This window comes from Halobaculum magnesiiphilum, assembly GCF_019823105.1.
GTDB lineage: Archaea > Halobacteriota > Halobacteria > Halobacteriales > Haloferacaceae > Halobaculum > Halobaculum magnesiiphilum.
This window is the reverse complement of the sequence record NZ_CP081959.1, coordinates 217,148-233,180: the sequence shown is the minus strand read 5'-3', so window position 1 is coordinate 233,180 and position 16,033 is coordinate 217,148. Positions and strand designations below refer to the sequence as shown.

Sequence of the window (16,033 nt, the reverse complement as noted above, 5' to 3'; positions counted from 1 at the left end):
GAGGATACCAACTGAGAGGAGGGTCGTGACGAAATAAATAATCAATCCTGGTGGGCCACCGATCGATGTACCGATTGCACCTCCTCCAAACCCGATGACCGTGAGTTCGATCCACGTCACTACGATCCGAGACAGCAATCGGGGTTCCGAATTGGGCTGTGTCGATGTCATCGGTTCAGAGTACCATATTTAGGACGCGATGTTGATTTTCTGTTTCACTCTGTCCACGCAACTCAACGATACGCCGTTGGCTGATTATACGTCTCATCCGTAGGTTTCCTCGGTATCGACGGGACCACTGAACGCTGAATAGAGCATGACAAAGTAGCCGAGGACGATCGGGAGCAGCACGCTCGCCATGATCGACATAATATTGAGTGGAAGCGTAGAGATAATCGCCTCTCGGACGGTGAGTCCTGCGGTCCGATCCACGAAGGGAAACAGAAGGGTTGCGACAAGCCCCACGAGTCCGAAGACGAGTGTGGCTGTCGCCGCGAACGCGGCGTAGTACCGACGTCTACGGAGCGCGACGGTATAGATTCCCGTCAGGGTAGCAGTGAGCATCACAAGTGCGACGACGGTGATCGAACGGAACGAGGAGCGCAGCCCTGGCTCAGTGACATATATCACTCCGAGAGTAATGATCGCGATACCAAGATAGCCCACGGCAGCTCGGATACCGTAGTCTCGCATCTCATCTCGCAGAGCGCCACGGGTTTTCAGGCCGAGGAACGCCGCACCATCGACAATCGTGAGGACAAGGACTGTGACACCACCGAGGACCCCCACTGGGGTGATGAGGCCGGTCGCTCCGACCAGCCAGTTCATCACGAACAGCCCCAGCAGAAACGGTGTCACGGTACTCCCGATGACGAACGAATAGCCCCAGAGTGTCCGCCAGCGGTCGTCTTCACGCTCCTCGTACATCTCTGGAGCAAGCCCTCGGAGACCGAGTGCGGCTAGAATCGCGAACATCAACAGATAGTACCGGCTGAAGAGATTCGCGTAGACGGACGGAAACGCCGCGAATAGTGCCCCACCGAAGACGACGAGCCAGACCTCGTTCCCGTCCCAGAACGGCCCGACAGCCGCCAACAGCTGTTCTTTCTCGTGATCGTCGTTACGGGTCGCAAACAGGACGCCTACGCCGAAGTCGAAGCCGTCGAGAAAGAGGAACATCCCAAAGATGAAAAACAGCAGCGCGAACCAGAGTTCGGCGAGCGGCAATCCGAATAAGGGCTTCGTAGCCAGCGATTCGACATTAGTCACCGGACGTCACCTCTGACTCTTGGATGTGGGCAGCATCACTCTGCGTGAGTTCGTCCCGGGGTGGTGGTCCCGCTCGGATGATACGACCGACGACGTATGTGTAGAGGCTCAATAACAGGATGTACCCAGCAACGAATCCGAGGAGCGTGAACGTTGCTTCGGCGCCTGTGAGGCTCGGAGAGACGCCGGCACTCGTCCTCATTACCCCCTGAATGACCCACGGTTGTCGCCCGACTTCGGTGACGATCCATCCGACCTCTACGGCGACGAATCCCAAGAGAGACGACGCCATCAACGCCTTATGCAGCAGGTCATCCTCGAAGAGTTCGCCACGCCACCATCGATAGACGCCCCAGACGGCCAGCAGAATGAACCAGAAGCCGAGCGCCACCATAATCCGGAACGCCCAGAAGACGATCGCCACTGGTGGAGCTTTCGTTGAGAAGGATTCGAGGCCGCGTATCGTTGCCTGTGGGTTTCCTCCACTCGCGAGCCAGGATGCGCCACCCGGGATGCCGATGCCAAAGAGATCTTTTGTACGGGGGTTCAGCAGGTCATTAACGTCCGTGGGGAACGCGACGATATACTCGGGGACGTAGGAGTCAGTTTCCCAAACGGCTTCCATCGCGGCGAATTTCTGTGGTTGGGTTTCGGAGACGTGGCGGGCATACTCATCACCCTGAATCACTTGCAGTGGGGCCGTGATGAGCAGGACAGCGAGTGCGATTTTGAGCGTCTTCTCCCAGAAATCGATGTGTTTAATCGGATACCCCCAGACGTGGTGACGGAACACGTAGTAGGCGGCAACGCCGGCCATGAAGAGCGCGACCGACTCGACAGCAGCGTTCTGCATATGGATGAACATATAAGGGAATCGTGGGTTGAGATAGGCCGCGAGCGGATCGGTAAGCTTCACAATTCGATTGCCGTTCTCTACGACAATTTCGAACCCACGCGGCGTCTGCATCCACGAGTTCGCGATGAGGATCCAGACGGCTGAGAGCCAGGTGCCGAGCCCGACAGCGATACTCGACAGGAAGTACAGCCGGTCAGACACCCGGTCCCGTCCAAAGACGAAGATACCGAGGAACGTGGCTTCAAGCATGAATGCCATCATTCCCTCCAGGGCGAGCGGGCCGCCAAACAGCTCCCCCGCGGTCGTTGAGAACGCGGCGAAGTTCGTTCCGAATTCGAACTCGAGGACGAGTCCGGTTACCGTTCCAACGACGAAGCTGACCGCAAATATTCGTGTCCAGAACCGACGAAGCTGTTCGTACACCGGCTGTTTGGTCCGAATCTCTTTCCATGTGAAATAGATGAGAAACGGTGCAAGGCCCATACTCATCACTGGGAAGATGATGTGAACGATCGTGGTGAGCGCAAACTGGAGTCGGCTCGCAAGAACGGGATCAACCACCGGTCTCACCTCGACAGATGTCGTTATTGGTCTGAACGATGATTCGCAGATCGGGTAAAAAATGGACCCCTGTCGGATAGAATGCCATCACTCCGACTTTGCGACTTCGGTACGTCAAATGAAGGCGGTGTCCTATGTATTGGGAATCCGCCTTCGACCCTTATACTGGGGGATTTGATTAGTGAGTATGGAGCGTCGACAGGTCCTCAAGACAGCCGGAATTCTCGCAACAGGTGGCGTAACCAGTCTCGCAGGTTGTAGTTCTGGAAACGGTGATGGTAGCGGTGAGCCGACTACGACCGAGACTGAGGAGACGACCGGCGGTTCGGGAGGAGAAACGGCCGGTGGCGCGGGGGGATCGAACACGGTTATGATGGTCACCGAAGGGAGCGAGTACTATTTCGATCCCATCGGTCTGTTCGTCGAATCCGGGGAGACAGTCACGTTCGAAATCCAGAGTGGGAGTCACTCAGCAACTGCCTACAAACAAGGAACGAGTTCAGCAGAGGTGACGCGGATTCCCGACGGAGCGGAAGCGTTCAACAGCGAGGTTCTGAGTGAACAAGGCGCAACGTACGAGCATACGTTCGAGACCACGGGCACGTACGATTATTTCTGTATCCCGCACAAGTCCCTGGGGATGGTTGGTCGGATTGTCGTTGGCGAACCCGGCGGTCCCGCGGAGGGGAGTATGCCGCCGGACGGAGACGTTCCCGAAAGCCAGACCATCGTCGATCAAGGCAGCGTCTCGTACAGCTCGTTCTCCGGGTAGGCGGCCGCGTACACTGCGAGCTGTGCGCTCCGGAATCACTTGTACACTATATGGCCGACATCGACTGTGCTTCGGACCTACAGTATGGAGACACACGCTGCCGATGACGCTCGCACAAGGCTCGTGGCCGACATACACGGATGCTGCCCTCGATAGTGTTCGGCAGGAACGACGCGAGGTCGAGCGCGAGTGTCAAGCTTTCCAACGGTTTCGCCAGCGTATTCAGACTGCCGACACACAGACTCCTCGGTTCGAACGGTCCGTTGTTGGAGTGGATCAGAGCCTGACATCCGAAGAGAAGTCGATCCGTGATACTATCGAGCCGTGGTATTATGATACTGTGATGGCGGTCGACCACTACGGCGACGTGTACGGTGATTCGTTCGAGGCGAGCCTCAGTGCCGAGTTCGGGGTCGATGTGCTGGTTCTCATTTCAGAAGCGACTACGTTCTCACCGCTCATCAAACAACGACTCCTCGAGGCCGCACAGCAGTGTATTGACAACCGCCGGGTCTTTCTGGAGACGCTCAAGGCTGAATTCACTACGCTCAAAGACGCGCAATCTACAGTTCAAGAGATTCGAGAGGCGATAGCAGAACTTGATTCTACGGAATCACAGGGAATCTCAGATACTGAACTGACCGATCGATACGACACGCTTCACACGTTGACTGATGAATGTAAGAGTTGGATCCAGCAACGGCAGGAGGTAATCCACGCTCATCGAATCGATCGGTCGGCAGACGTGGATGCCTACACTGACCTCTGTTCGTATCTCTATGAGGGTCTGGAGGTTGATTATCCGGTGTTGGCGATGTTTGTCGATCTCTTGGAGATCATCTCCCAATATGAGTAGTTCTCTCTTTCACCTCCTACTCAGTCTTGATGTCCTCCCATGGCTGAACAGTAGTTGCTGATTTGGCTGCGATTAGTGCTGGCAAACTGGGCGCTGGAATCGAAGGACCCCGTGCACCGGGTGCACGGCTTTCAGAATCGGCGTGAGTGGGTGTCGAACATATTAGATAATCGACCCCAGCAATTACTGTGAAGGGGTGGGCTTCCGCTTACACCGTGTTAGTTCCGGTTTCCAGCAAATCTACTTTGTTAACGGTTTTGTCTATCCGGTCACAACAGTACATATGGAATTCGACTTCGTGCGCTCGGTGGCTCCCCTCGTCGTTATTGTCGCCGTCGCGGCGATTGCGCTCACGACCGTGATGACTTCCTCGACAGTCTTCATGATGGTTCTGCCCTCAATGATTATCTTCTCGGTCATCGCGTTCTTCCTGGGAATGAAACATGGCGAGTTCCGCGCCAGTCCATAACAGGCCGACCCAGTAGCCGAAATCCGCGGGGTTGCGATCCATGCTAGCCGCCAGCTGTGTTGATTCAGATTATTTCGATGACCGGTACGCAGTCCTAGCGACGGCTGTTTTAGAGTCCGCCCGTCGCCGTCAGATAGGCCCCTGCGAACTGCACCGCGTTATACGTCCCGTGAATCACAGCCGGCACTGTGAGGTTGTCCGTATACTCGTACGCTGCTCCCAGTACTAAGGCTAGGACGAATGCGATACCGATGTACACCAGTTTGCCTTCCCCTGACAACGAGAAGAGATGGATCGATGCGAACAGAGCGCTTGCGAGGATAATTGCACGAGCCGGATGGAGACTTTCACGTAGGGTACCCTGTACGAGGCCCCGGAACAACAGTTCTTCTCCCGGACCGACCAATAGGAATTGGAGCGGGATGAGAAGAAGGAATACACTCGGATTTTGTCGCCCGACTTCGACGATCTGATTCTGAGCCGAGTTCAGACCGAGGGCCGTGATTACTGAGGACGCCACAAAGAGCAACCCCAGGATCGCTATACTCCCCCCGACAATCACCGCCCCATCACGCTTGTCAGGGAGACGAACTGGGACGAATCGCAATCCGAGATCACGGCCTTTGAGATAGAGGACGGCGATGCCCCCAAACGTCACTCCTTGGAGGAAGAACGTGCTCACAACCAGTCTGAGGGCTGGACGTGACGTGAGGTCGACTCCGAACAACCCGACGACCGTCCCGACGGCAAGGATTACGATAGCCCCCGCGACGTATGACCCATATGTGAGACCAATCGCCGAGGCGACAGAACGGAAGCGAGATATCGACGACATTAATCAGATGTGAGCGTAGGGCTCCACCCTACAAGCTGGCTTCGATAGGTCGATTCCGGCGCTGTTCATTCCAAGACATCCCGCGGTAGTGATTTTATTCATAGCTGACGTTCAGGTTCAACGAGGTTCGATCCAGCGAGGACTGTAATTGTAACGAGCACGAACGCGATCAGTGAGAGATTCGGAATCGTGAGTCCGAGCACCGGAGCCTGCCACTGGACGACTGCACAGGGACCAGCAAAGGTGCATGAGGCCGTCGTTGCTTGGAGTACGGAGTGATATCCCGCGATTGAAGCTCCCACCACGGATAGTGGCACGACCGTTCGCCAGATTGTGTTGTGGCTCTCGAGAGCGGCAACGCCAAGAACGACGACAAGCGGATACATGAGGATACGTTGATACCAGCAGAGGGTACACGGAACGAGACCGAGGCCGAGACTGAACCAGAGGCTTCCCAGGGTCGCAACTGCCGCGACGCCTGCCCCGCCTGCAAGCCAGAATCGTCCGTCGGACATCCATGACTCAGTTTGATCCAGCTGCATCTTCGATCAACTGTCTTGTTCGCTCTTCGTTTCCGAGTGGATTGACCGTCGTGCCATCGATGAGGAGCGTGGGTGTGGCGTCGACACCGGTATCGCTCGCAGCCCTGTCAGTCGCCCGCAGCACGTCGTCGTACTGGTTTTCTTGGATCGCCGTGCGGATCGACGCCGTCTCGGAGACGCCTGCGGCCTGAGCAAACTCGACCAGTCTCTCGGCGGTCGCCCACTGGTCGCTCTCGGGTGGCTGATTCCGGAACACGTATTCGTGGAACGCCCAGTACGAGGCTGGCTCGGTGTTCCAGACAGCTAACCCGGCTTGGCCGGCTGCGGGTGCATCGGGGCCCAGAAATGGGTCGCCACCGATATATGCGAGATTGCGGAACTTGAGCGCGATCGTTCCTGGTTCCACGTAGTCCGTCACGAGTTGTGAAAGCATCTCCGTACTGAACTGGGCGCAGTACGGACACTTCCAGCTCCCGAAGTATGTGACCGTGACATCGGCATCAGCAGACCCCATCGTCGCATACCGGGATTCGCTAGGCGAGTCGGGAATCGGGGCAGTGGCGACGGCGCCCGTATCACCTCCAGCATTCGCACCGCCCTCCGGTTCAGTACTCGTATTGTTAGAGAGAGCGGTGGCGCCGATCACGAGACCGGCAGTGGCGGCACCACCGCCGGCGAGGAGAAGCTGTCGGCGGGTCAGTCCTCCGACAGCAGCTCCGACACCTCCCTCGGAGAGCCGCTCTGAGAACGTGCGTGAATCGACGGCTGCGTCCGCCCGTTTGTAGTCCACACGTGAGAGGTCGTCGGGATGAGCGGCGAGCCAATGTCTGTAGAGCTGCTCGTCAGTCTCGTCACCGAGTTGTTCACCACAATAATGGCAGGCGCTGTGAACGTTCCATGTGTGGTCACGCGCTGCTCCAGCTGTTTCGAATTGATCTGTACAGATCGGGCAGGTATGGGCAGTCATTCGTGATCACTACTCCAGGTAGCAGATTTCATAGGCATCGTGTTGTGCTCTCATAGTGAGCTGTATTGTCGGTATCTGTGGCATTGTTTTATGACTCGCTGTCATCAGCGGCGGAGATATGCGACGAGGAAGGTCGTCAGGAGACAGAGGAGAATGAGAATTGCCACGCCGAGATGGGTCGTCACGATGATCGGTTGGAGATCTTCCGTGACGGTCAATCCTCCGAGGATAACCTGTAACGGAAGGAGGACGAGAGCGGCCGTGGCCGACCATTTGACAATCGGTGTATTCCGGTGTGTCACCCATGCTCCAACGGTCGTGCCGACGATCAGAACCCCGGCCGTCATCGCCAGTCCACGGTGAGCCCACTCAGCGAAGATTTGGAGTGCAGAGTATGGCGAGTTAGTAATGATCTCGGGTTGAAGGAAGGGAACCCACGTCCCGTAGCAGGTCGGCCAATCGGGACAGGAAAGTCCAGCACCGATTGCACTAGTGTAGGCGCCGAGAAGCATCACGATATACGTCACTAGTAGCGTGAACCCGGCGATATGCCTGTACTCGACCGGAATCTGTGAAATCGTGGTTCGCACGTCGTGCCAGCGGAGTCGGGCTTGAGACATAATATTGGGTAGGGACGCTGACTGGCGGTGTGACGAGTTGATGTCTTGGAGACAAAGTGTTAGGCCGGATTCCCAGCGAGTGGGACACCGCCTGCTATTCATTGAGGAGCCGTCCCACGGCACTGTTAAGAAGACCCACGGTTTGTAGGGAAACCCCCTATACGCCGATAGTATGATGGCTCAAGAACATACCCAGGAACGATCAATTGAACGCGACCGTGAGGTGAAGTCTGCTAACGACAACACCTGTCCCGAGTGTCAGGGCCGTGTTACCCGGAACAGCGACAGCGGCGAGGCGACCTGCGAAAGCTGTGGGTTGGTTTTTGAAGATGATCCAATCGACCACGGCCCGGAGTGGCGTGCATTCACCTCGGACGAACGCGATGAAAAGAGTCGGGTCGGTGCGCCGACGACGCAGCTGATGCACGACAAGGGCCTGAGTACGACTATCGGCTGGCAGGACAAAGATGCCTACGGCCAAGCCGTCTCCGGTCGCAAACGTGCTCAATTACAGCGCCTTCGGACGTGGGACGAGCGGTTCCGGACGAAGGATGCCCACGAGCGGAATCTCAAGCAAGCGCTCGGGGAGATCAGCCGGATGGCGTCCGCTCTAGGACTTCCGGAATCGGTTCGGGAAACTGCAGGCGTCCTGTATCGGCGTGCTGTCGAGCAGAACCTGCTCCCCGGTCGCTCGATCGAGGGTATGTCGACGGCGTCGTTGTACGCGGCTGCTCGACAGCATGGAATGCCACGGCCGCTGACGGAGTTCGCCGATGTCAGCCGTGTCGAGAAAATCAGGATCCAGCGAGCGTACCGATATCTGTCCCGAGAACTTGGGCTGGAGATCGAGCCGGAGGATCCCATGCAATATATCCCACAATTCGCGTCATCGCTTGACGTGAGCGACGAAGCAGAACGGCGCTCTCGAGAACTGCTTGAGGTAGCTACAGATAATGCCGTCCACAGTGGAAAGAGTCCAGCCGGATTGGCGGCTGCCGCTCTGTATGCTGCGACCCACCTCACGAACGAGCAGCTCACACAGGAGACGGTGAGTGAGGTCGCCCACGTGAGTCGAGTCACGATCCGGAATCGATACCAAGAGCTTCTCGAGGTGTACGCGCAGCATGACTGACCGGCCGGCCTTTGCGGGCGAAATACAGCTACGGATATGCCAATGACACGTTATCTACTATGACCGAGTTCTCAATACAGACCGAGGTCGAAGTATTGGAGGTGCTCGTTGACGAGTCACCTTGCCATGTGATGGAGATCACTAATATCGTCGATGGGCACCCGATCACTATCGACCAAGCGTGTGCTCATCTCCACAGTGAGGGCTGTATTGTTCCGCGCGGGAGGGGTCTCTACGAGATTACCGACGCCGGCGAACAACGACTCGAAACTCAACAGGAATCATAGCGTTTCATAACTGTGTCACTATGTTCACCCTCATTGGATGGATCAGCCATCATCACTCCCCAGCCCGGATCCGTAATGAATACGGGGTGCCGATGGACCCTCTCGTCCATAATCGGACTCCATTTCCCGACGAACACGTATTCTCGAATAATGGGAGATAATTCAGTGTCTTCCGAGGACCCTCCAGGGCTGCAGGATGTCCTCGATGCGCTGGATGATCCCGCGTGTCGGACTATTCTCCGGGAAACTATCGAACCAATGACTGCGAACGAGCTCCTCGACGCATGTGACATCCCCAAGTCGACGCTGTATCGAAAATTAGAACTCCTCAGTTCCGCTTCCCTCGTTCGAGAACAAGAGACGATCAACCCTGGAGGTGGACGGGTTACCTACTACGAACGGTCGTTCGAGGATGTCACGATCTCTATGGACGACTCAGGTACGTTTTCAGTGAATGTCGATCGGCCACCGCAATCTACCGACGAACGGCTTGCAGATATCTGGTCGATGATGGGGGACGAAGTATGAACGGCGTCATCACGGCGATTGCAGTCGTCAAGTTCGTAATCCTGCTTCTCGGTGGCGGGATCACCTACATTGCATTTAAGGCCTATCGGCGTACGGGTGCGGACTCGCTACGTGTCCTTGGTGTCGGGTTCGGTATCATCACACTCGGGGCAATCCTGACTGGCGTGGCCAACCAGTTCTTTTCTGTCGGATTGGCACTCGGCGTGCTCATCAACAGCCTGTTCGTCGCGCTTGGTCTCGCGGTCATCATGTACTCGCTGTATATCCAGAAATGAACGCCATTCCGAATGGTGCCGTTCCTGATCTCCGTCGGGGTAGCTACCTAATCCTTTTCGGCGTGGTTCTGTTCGTTCTCACGCTTGTTAGCAGTGCAATGCTCGCCCCTGCGATTGGGACGGCTTCGGAGACAGACCAGACGTCCCGGACCTTGGTCGGGTCTCAGGGGGGTGGCCCAGGCTGGCACGAATACGGTAGCGTCTACCTCCTCAACGGTACGAACACTACCTGGCGCGAATCGAGTGCTGATAGCTATTTCGACGTCACACAAACGGAGAACGGAACAGTGTTAGCCGGGTTCATGGACAGCGGGTACGCTTCGTGCGGACCGTACGAGTCTCCCTGTACCCGAACGGGATTCCGAGTCATTGACCCCGGACAAGACACTCGGGTGCTTTCGGAGTACAGCTTCCCGGTGCGAACGAACAAGAACAGCGAAGTCCACGATGTCGAACGACTCGAATCGGGAGAATACTTGGTCACCGATATGGAGTACGAGCGTATCTTTACTGTCAAGAACGGCGAAGTCACGTGGCAGTGGAATGCGAGTTCGTTCTACGACGCTCCACAAGATCCGACGACGACCGACTGGCTGCACATCAACGACGTGGACGTCATCAGCACCGGGCGCTATCTCGTCTCAGTACGCAATGCCAACCAGCTTCTCGTCATCGAGCGCGGAGAAGGCGTCGTCGACGTCATCAACGAGGACACGAACGATTCGAACGATGCCAACTGTCGTAAATCAGGCCAGTTAGCCGACTATGATGGTGATGGCGATATTCGATGTGGTGACCCCGACGTGCTCAACCACCAGCACAACCCACAGTGGCTCGGAGATGATGCCGTCCTCGTCGCTGACAGCGAGAACGACCGGGTTGTCGAGCTCCATCGAACGGAGGCCGGTGAGTGGGAGCCAGCGTGGGCCTTAGATCAGGTTGAGGGGGTCGCATTCGATTGGCCTCGGGATGCAGATCGGCTCCCGAACGGAAACACGCTCATCACCGACACGCTCAACCGGCGACTCGTCGAGGTCGACGAATCCGGAACTGTCGTCTGGAGCGTTCGAACAGAGCGTATCCCATACGAAGCCGACCGACTTCCCTACGGTGAGCCTGTTGGAGCCCCGAAGTATACGACTAACGGAAGCGGCGTCGACAGCACTGACGCCGGCGTGCCGGGCCTCTCACTACTCCTGGTCGGGCTTCGGGCCGTTGTTCCCTCGACGCCGTTCTGGTTCGGGGAACCACAACTCGGCCTGACGCTTGTCTCTGCGCTCCTCATTGTCGGCGGCGGAGTTGACCGAATTCGTAACTAAATTTCCTCTCGAAGCCAGCCGAGAGCTTGCTCGCGTTTCTTGCCGTCAAAATATCGCATTTCGTTGGGAGCGACTGGCCAGATCGTCCGGATTGCATACCACCAGTCAAACAAGAGTTTCGCCCATCGTGTATCGCCGACTGCGGCGTACCGGTCGATATCGAAGTCGGGGCCGTACCGGAGATCGGGAACCACCCCGTGGAGGTGTGTGAGAAACGTCCCGAACGTCCAGTTCGGAACTTCCTCGTACACGTGGATATGCCCGTACTGGTCGCTCTTTTCGACGAGGAGCGAGTACAGCTCTTGATAGCCTGTTCGCGTGCCCTTCCCGACGCGAATCGCAATGAGGTTCTCGTTCGTCTCGTCCAACACTTCGAACATTCGATTGGGTGCTGTGTGGGACATCGCTAGTGGGAGTGATTCGTCGTACCGACAGGGTCAGTATCGGGGTCGGTATGCCCGACGAGCTCGACGGTTGCGTGGTCGATTCCTCGACCCGTGAGATGATCGTGAACCCGTGACTGGATTGTCCGTTGCTCCTCGAGTGTGGTCGCCGTATCGGTGAGCCGGACGGTTGCGACGGTGAGTTGACTACAGACTTGCCAGACGTGGAGATCCTCGATTTGGTCGACGCCATCGAGTGTCGTCAATTCATCCCGGAGTTCTTCGGACGACACCGGGCTCCGTTCCAACAGGATCGAGGTGCTTTCTCGGAGGACGTTCCCAGCCGACGCGAGCACCAGCAGCCCGATGAGCACGGCCGCCACGGGGTCTGCGATAGGGAGGTCAAACACTGCGACGGCGGCAGTCGAGACGATTACCGCAACAGATCCCCCGGCGTCACCGAGCAGGTGGTAGAACGCCCCGCGCTCGTTGAGACTCATCTCACCACCCTGCAACACGTACACGGAGCCGATGTTCACCAGCAGGCCACCCGTCGCGATGATCAGCGTCAACTCTGGATTGATCGCCACCGGCTCGAGGAACCGCTGGTAGGACTCCCAGACGATGTATCCGACCATCGGGAGGAGCAAGACGCCGTTCAGGAAGGCCGCAACCGGCTCCAGTCGGTGGAGACCGTACGACCACGCCTCGCCACCCTCGAACCGTTCGGCGGTGTAGCTCGCGCCGAACGCCATCGCGTACGCCAGCATATCGAACAGCATGTGGAGTGCGTCGCTGATAAGCGCGACCGACCCGAACAGGAGTCCACCAGCCAGTTCGATGACGAATCCAAGGAAATTGACGACCGCGACGAGCGCAAGCCGACGCGTACTACCACTTGTTTCAGACGGGTGTTCGTGTTCTGCCGTATCCTCTTGTGTGTGTTCATGGAGCGTCATACATTCACTTTGGAGGGAGAGCTACTTCGAATCCGAGGACTCTGGGGATTCCTGAGTAGACTCCTCCGACCTATCTTCGGTCACCAACGTCGAATCCTCCGCCGAGGATTCAGTACGATCCGAGGAGTCAGACTCGCTATCGCGTTCCTCAGCTGCTGTGTCGGACTCTTCCGATTCCTCGGTGAGCGATATATCCTGGGCAGAGGAGCCACTGAAATCGAGCGGACGAAGCCAGATGAACCAAACGACGAATATGGTTGTACCATAGCCGACGATCCACACGAGATCAGCAACGCCAGAGAGATTCGCCTGTTCGAGGGTGTATACCAGTAAACCGGGACCGATGAGCCCAACGAGCACAACGAGGACGGCAAACTGCGGAGACGAGAGTCCGAACGGGTATTGCTGCTGGTCTGCCTCCGTATGGGACGTTGTATTTCCCTCGTTCTCAGCACCCATCTTACCCCTCCGAAGCGTTGGTTTCGGTGTCTGTGTCTGGCGTGATTCGAGAGAGTCGCATCGCGTTCCCGGTAACGGCCGTCGTCATCCCGGCATCCCCAGCGAGGACAGCGAGCCAAATCGGGACGTATCCGAACGGGACTGCGACCGCCAGCCCGGCTTTGACAGCGAGACTCGACCAGATGTTCTGCCGGATGACACCGTTCGCATCGTTTGCGAGTTCGTAGAGGTACGGAAGCTTCGCGAGGTCATCACCCATCAGGGCGATGTCCGCGGTCTCCAATGCGGTATCAGTCCCGGCAGCCCCCATCGCCACGCCGACCGTGGCAGTGGCGAGCGCCGGTGCGTCATTGATGCCGTCTCCGACCATCGCAACGCCGTCGTACTCCTCGACGAGCTCCTCGATCGCCGTCACCTTGTCCTCGGGGAGTAGTTCGGCCTGGTACTCGTCGACACCGACCTGGTCGGCGATCGCGCGGGCAGTCCGTTCGTTGTCCCCCGTCAGCATCACGGTTCGGGAGACACCGAGTTGCTTCAGTCGCGTCACCGTTCGCTTCGCTTCCGGCCGAATCTCGTCGGCGACCGCGATGACGCCCTCGAGTTCGTCTTCGGTCCCAACGAGGACGACGGTCTTGCCTTCAGCCTGGAGTTCGGGAACGGTCTCCTCGAGGAGATCGAGACAGTTGTTCCGGTCACACATCTGCCGGGCTGTCTGTGTCACGACGCCACCGTCGGTCGTCGCGTGTACGTGCGAAAGATCGAAATCTAACTCCTCAAACAGACCCGGTTTGCCTGCGAAGTGCGGAGTACCGTCGATATCGGCACGAACACCCTTTCCGGTGATGCTCTCGAAGTCATCGACCTCGCGCTCGGTGACCCCTGCGCTGCCGGCTTCGGCGACGATTGCCTCGCCGATGGGGTGTTCACTCCGTTGTTCGAGTCCCCGTGCACACCGGAGCACGTCCTCCTCCGAGTTCCCGTTTAGGGGAACGACGTCGGTGACGGTGAGCTCACCCTTCGTCAGTGTTCCCGTCTTGTCGAACGCGACGACATCGACCGCACCCATCGCTTCGAGGTGATTCCCGCCCTTGATCAGGACGCCGTTCTTCGCGGCGCTCGTAATTCCCGACACCACCGAGACAGGCGTCGAGATGACAAACGCACATGGACAGGCCAACACCAACAGCGTCAGTCCGTAGACGACGGCCGTGGACCAGGTCGTGCCGAAGATGTACGGGCTTGCTACCGTCGTCAGGATGGCGAAGCCGACGACGACTGGCGTGTAGTACGTCGAGAAGCGCTCAACGAACTGTTCGCGTTCGGTCTTGTTCGACTGGGCGTCCTCAACCATCTCCACGATGCGGGAGAGCGTGTTGTCGCCGGCCTCGGAGGTGACCTCGACCTCGAGATACCCCTCCTCGTTGATAGTGCCGGCGTACACCTCGTCGCCCGTCGTCTTGTCGACAGGGACGCTTTCACCCGTGATCGGTGCCTGGTTGACGGCGCTCTCACCGTCGATGACGCTTCCGTCCATCGGGATTTTCTCCCCTGGCTTGACGACGACGATGTCTCCCACGGCGACCTCGTCGACGGGAATCGTCTCCGTGCTCCCGTTCCGCTTGACGGTTGCTTCATCCGGTGAGAGATCCATTAGTTCGCGGAGGGAGTTTCGGGCACGGTCCATCGAGTAGCGCTCCAGCAGTTCCGCGATGCTGAACAGGAACGCGAGGGTGGCGGCCTCGAAGTAGAGTGCCTCACCGAAGACAAGACTCGCAACGAGTGCGCCGAGGATAGCCACCGACATCAGGAAGTCGATATCGAGGTTCAGATTCCGCGCCGAGTAGTAGCCGTTGCGAAGGATCTCCTGGCCGCCGGTGGCCACTGCAATCAGAAACAGGACGTCAGCGACCAGTAGATCCGTCCCGAGAAGACCTGCGATCTGTATATTCTGGCCGGTCAGGAAGAACTCGAAGAGTAAGCCGAAGGCGACGAATCCACCGCTCACCCACGTCTTGAGTGCGCGCGAACTTGTCCAGATGCTCTCGCGCTCTCCGCTCGCTTCCTGACGCCCCGATTCGTCGCCTGTCGTATCCGTGACCTCGTACCCAGCGCTTTCGATCGCGTCGATGACGTCAGCTTCCCCAGCCCGCGACGAATCGTACGTGACGACGACGGTTCCGGTCGTCGGCTGCGTCTCGTATGTTGTCACTCCACCAACCCGGTCAAGGGCGTTTTCGATTTTGCCCGCACACGACGGACAATCCATCTCCGGAACCGTGAATTTCGAGGTGACCTCGCCAGTGTCCTCCACCGTGTACCCGGCCTTTTCAACCCGATTAGCAATCGCGGTGGCACTCGTTTGCTCGCCGTCGTACGAGACGGTCAACGTCCCTGTCGTCACTTGCGGGTCGACGCTCCGGATTCCGTTTAGCTTTCCGACGCTGTTTTCGACCTTTCCTGCACAGGATGGGCAGTCCATCTCCGGGACGGAGAACTGTGCAACGTCTCCCTGGTCTATCGATGGGGCAACGTCATCACCATCTTGTCCAGTGTGATTGTCGTGCTCGTGATCCTTGTGATCGTGGTCATGTGTATGACCCTGCTCGTGAGAATCCGCTCCGTGGTCGTGGGTGTGATCCGGTGGTTCACCACTCCCGTCGTGGGATTCCTCGTCAGGTGAGGTCATTACGTCCTGCTAGCTACTACAGACTTATTAAATCGGCTGCTACTAAAACCCCTTATTATGGTAGTATCTAATAAAGTATTCGGGACGAGTTATTAAATCGGCCGATAATCCGTCCCATTCCCCGGACCTAAGTCCGGATTGGTCGATACTCGCCGTGTTTGATCTCGAGGAGAAGCGTACGGACTCCACACACGATGAGACCGGCGCTGACCACATCACCATTGGTACTCATCGGACTCATTATCGCCCCCTACCGAT

At 57.6% G+C, this 16,033-nt stretch carries 19 protein-coding genes; 8 read left to right on the top strand and 11 right to left on the bottom strand.

Annotated elements, in window-relative coordinates:
* Positions 1–264: 264 nt before the first annotated feature.
* Both cydB and K6T50_RS16405 read right to left on the bottom strand, forming a co-directional pair.
* Complete coding sequence (gene cydB, locus K6T50_RS16410) at positions 265–1,269, bottom strand: cytochrome d ubiquinol oxidase subunit II (protein WP_222609012.1); 1,005 nt, start codon at positions 1,267–1,269, stop codon at positions 265–267.
* Positions 1,262–2,686, bottom strand: a complete 1,425-nt coding sequence (locus tag K6T50_RS16405; protein ID WP_137685085.1) for a cytochrome ubiquinol oxidase subunit I — start codon at positions 2,684–2,686, stop codon at positions 1,262–1,264. The genes cydB and K6T50_RS16405 overlap by 8 nt, the downstream gene beginning before the upstream one ends.
* Positions 2,687–2,873: 187 nt before the next feature.
* On the opposite strand from K6T50_RS16405, the gene K6T50_RS16400 reads away from it, so the two are divergent.
* The 3 genes from K6T50_RS16400 to K6T50_RS16390 all read left to right on the top strand — a co-directional run bounded on the left by K6T50_RS16400 (position 2,874) and on the right by K6T50_RS16390 (position 4,783).
* Positions 2,874–3,458 carry a plastocyanin/azurin family copper-binding protein gene (locus K6T50_RS16400; RefSeq protein ID WP_137685086.1) on the top strand — a complete coding sequence of 195 codons (585 nt, stop codon included), beginning with the start codon at positions 2,874–2,876 and terminating at the stop codon, positions 3,456–3,458.
* Positions 3,459–3,561: 103 nt separating this feature from the next.
* Positions 3,562–4,314 carry a DUF7260 family protein gene (locus K6T50_RS16395; RefSeq protein WP_137685087.1) on the top strand — a complete coding sequence of 251 codons (753 nt, stop codon included), beginning with the start codon at positions 3,562–3,564 and terminating at the stop codon, positions 4,312–4,314.
* 283 nt (positions 4,315–4,597) lie between these two features.
* Entirely contained in the window at positions 4,598–4,783 is a 186-nt protein-coding gene (locus K6T50_RS16390) for a DUF7333 family protein (RefSeq protein WP_137685088.1), read from the top strand.
* 109 nt (positions 4,784–4,892) lie between these two features.
* Here the strand turns inward: K6T50_RS16390 and K6T50_RS16385 are convergent, their stop codons facing one another.
* From K6T50_RS16385 to K6T50_RS16370, 4 genes are all read right to left on the bottom strand, one after another.
* Entirely contained in the window at positions 4,893–5,465 is a 573-nt protein-coding gene (locus K6T50_RS16385) for a CPBP family intramembrane glutamic endopeptidase (RefSeq protein WP_225935436.1), read from the bottom strand.
* Between the two features lie 251 nt (positions 5,466–5,716).
* On the bottom strand, positions 5,717–6,160 hold the full coding sequence (locus K6T50_RS16380) for a disulfide bond formation protein B (RefSeq protein ID WP_137685090.1): 444 nt from the start codon (positions 6,158–6,160) through the stop codon (positions 5,717–5,719).
* On the bottom strand, positions 6,141–7,127 hold the full coding sequence (locus K6T50_RS16375; protein WP_137685091.1) for a thioredoxin domain-containing protein: 987 nt from the start codon (positions 7,125–7,127) through the stop codon (positions 6,141–6,143). The genes K6T50_RS16380 and K6T50_RS16375 overlap by 20 nt, the downstream gene beginning before the upstream one ends.
* 104 nt (positions 7,128–7,231) lie before the next feature.
* Positions 7,232–7,717 carry a COX15/CtaA family protein gene (locus K6T50_RS16370; protein ID WP_225935435.1) on the bottom strand — a complete coding sequence of 162 codons (486 nt, stop codon included), beginning with the start codon at positions 7,715–7,717 and terminating at the stop codon, positions 7,232–7,234.
* A gap of 202 nt (positions 7,718–7,919) precedes the next feature.
* Between K6T50_RS16370 and K6T50_RS16365 the strand changes: the two genes are divergently transcribed.
* From K6T50_RS16365 to K6T50_RS16345, 5 genes are all read left to right on the top strand, one after another.
* Positions 7,920–8,879, top strand: a complete 960-nt coding sequence (locus K6T50_RS16365) for a transcription initiation factor IIB (RefSeq protein ID WP_137685093.1) — start codon at positions 7,920–7,922, stop codon at positions 8,877–8,879.
* A 59-nt stretch (positions 8,880–8,938) separates the two neighbouring features.
* On the top strand, positions 8,939–9,166 hold the full coding sequence (locus K6T50_RS16360; RefSeq protein WP_137685094.1) for a transcriptional regulator: 228 nt from the start codon (positions 8,939–8,941) through the stop codon (positions 9,164–9,166).
* Positions 9,167–9,316: 150 nt separating this feature from the next.
* Entirely contained in the window at positions 9,317–9,694 is a 378-nt protein-coding gene (locus K6T50_RS16355; RefSeq protein ID WP_137685095.1) for a winged helix-turn-helix domain-containing protein, read from the top strand.
* Positions 9,691–9,969 (top strand): DUF7521 family protein, encoded by a 279-nt coding sequence (locus K6T50_RS16350; RefSeq protein ID WP_004594563.1) that lies wholly within the window; start codon positions 9,691–9,693, stop codon positions 9,967–9,969. Before K6T50_RS16355 ends, K6T50_RS16350 begins: the two co-directional genes overlap by 4 nt.
* On the top strand, positions 9,966–11,288 hold the full coding sequence (locus K6T50_RS16345; protein ID WP_137685096.1) for an arylsulfotransferase family protein: 1,323 nt from the start codon (positions 9,966–9,968) through the stop codon (positions 11,286–11,288). The genes K6T50_RS16350 and K6T50_RS16345 overlap by 4 nt, the downstream gene beginning before the upstream one ends.
* Here the strand turns inward: K6T50_RS16345 and K6T50_RS16340 are convergent.
* The 5 genes from K6T50_RS16340 to K6T50_RS19330 all read right to left on the bottom strand — a co-directional run bounded on the left by K6T50_RS16340 (position 11,285) and on the right by K6T50_RS19330 (position 16,007).
* Positions 11,285–11,668 (bottom strand): SpoIIAA family protein, encoded by a 384-nt coding sequence (locus K6T50_RS16340; RefSeq protein WP_137685097.1) that lies wholly within the window; start codon positions 11,666–11,668, stop codon positions 11,285–11,287. The two genes, K6T50_RS16345 and K6T50_RS16340, sit on opposite strands and share 4 nt — an antisense overlap.
* A 26-nt stretch (positions 11,669–11,694) precedes the next feature.
* The gene (locus K6T50_RS16335; RefSeq protein WP_137685098.1) at positions 11,695–12,630 is read right to left on the bottom strand and encodes a cation diffusion facilitator family transporter; all 936 of its coding nucleotides are present in this window, start codon (positions 12,628–12,630) and stop codon (positions 11,695–11,697) included.
* Between the two features lie 21 nt (positions 12,631–12,651).
* Positions 12,652–13,089 carry a DUF7996 family protein gene (locus K6T50_RS16330; protein ID WP_137685099.1) on the bottom strand — a complete coding sequence of 146 codons (438 nt, stop codon included), beginning with the start codon at positions 13,087–13,089 and terminating at the stop codon, positions 12,652–12,654.
* A gap of 1 nt (position 13,090) precedes the next feature.
* Positions 13,091–15,775, bottom strand: coding sequence for a heavy metal translocating P-type ATPase (locus tag K6T50_RS16325; protein ID WP_137685100.1), 2,685 nt, complete (start codon positions 15,773–15,775; stop codon positions 13,091–13,093).
* 127 nt (positions 15,776–15,902) lie between these two features.
* Entirely contained in the window at positions 15,903–16,007 is a 105-nt protein-coding gene (locus tag K6T50_RS19330; protein WP_425601409.1) for a hypothetical protein, read from the bottom strand.
* Positions 16,008–16,033 lie beyond the last annotated feature (26 nt).

Coding starts and splice junctions, on each gene's coding strand:
- K6T50_RS16355 (WP_137685095.1), top strand. CDS start 9,317: ATGGGAGATAATTCAGTGTCTTCCGAGGACCCTCCAGGGCTGCAGGAT.
- K6T50_RS16360 (WP_137685094.1), top strand. CDS start 8,939: ATGACCGAGTTCTCAATACAGACCGAGGTCGAAGTATTGGAGGTGCTC.
- K6T50_RS16325 (WP_137685100.1), bottom strand. CDS start 15,775: ATGACCTCACCTGACGAGGAATCCCACGACGGGAGTGGTGAACCACCG.
- K6T50_RS16375 (WP_137685091.1), bottom strand. CDS start 7,127: ATGACTGCCCATACCTGCCCGATCTGTACAGATCAATTCGAAACAGCT.
- K6T50_RS19330 (WP_425601409.1), bottom strand. CDS start 16,007: ATGAGTACCAATGGTGATGTGGTCAGCGCCGGTCTCATCGTGTGTGGA.
- K6T50_RS16390 (WP_137685088.1), top strand. CDS start 4,598: ATGGAATTCGACTTCGTGCGCTCGGTGGCTCCCCTCGTCGTTATTGTC.
- K6T50_RS16400 (WP_137685086.1), top strand. CDS start 2,874: ATGGAGCGTCGACAGGTCCTCAAGACAGCCGGAATTCTCGCAACAGGT.
- K6T50_RS16350 (WP_004594563.1), top strand. CDS start 9,691: ATGAACGGCGTCATCACGGCGATTGCAGTCGTCAAGTTCGTAATCCTG.
- K6T50_RS16340 (WP_137685097.1), bottom strand. CDS start 11,668: ATGTTCGAAGTGTTGGACGAGACGAACGAGAACCTCATTGCGATTCGC.
- K6T50_RS16380 (WP_137685090.1), bottom strand. CDS start 6,160: ATGCAGCTGGATCAAACTGAGTCATGGATGTCCGACGGACGATTCTGG.
- K6T50_RS16365 (WP_137685093.1), top strand. CDS start 7,920: ATGATGGCTCAAGAACATACCCAGGAACGATCAATTGAACGCGACCGT.
- K6T50_RS16330 (WP_137685099.1), bottom strand. CDS start 13,089: ATGGGTGCTGAGAACGAGGGAAATACAACGTCCCATACGGAGGCAGAC.
- K6T50_RS16335 (WP_137685098.1), bottom strand. CDS start 12,630: ATGACGCTCCATGAACACACACAAGAGGATACGGCAGAACACGAACAC.
- K6T50_RS16395 (WP_137685087.1), top strand. CDS start 3,562: ATGACGCTCGCACAAGGCTCGTGGCCGACATACACGGATGCTGCCCTC.
- K6T50_RS16345 (WP_137685096.1), top strand. CDS start 9,966: ATGAACGCCATTCCGAATGGTGCCGTTCCTGATCTCCGTCGGGGTAGC.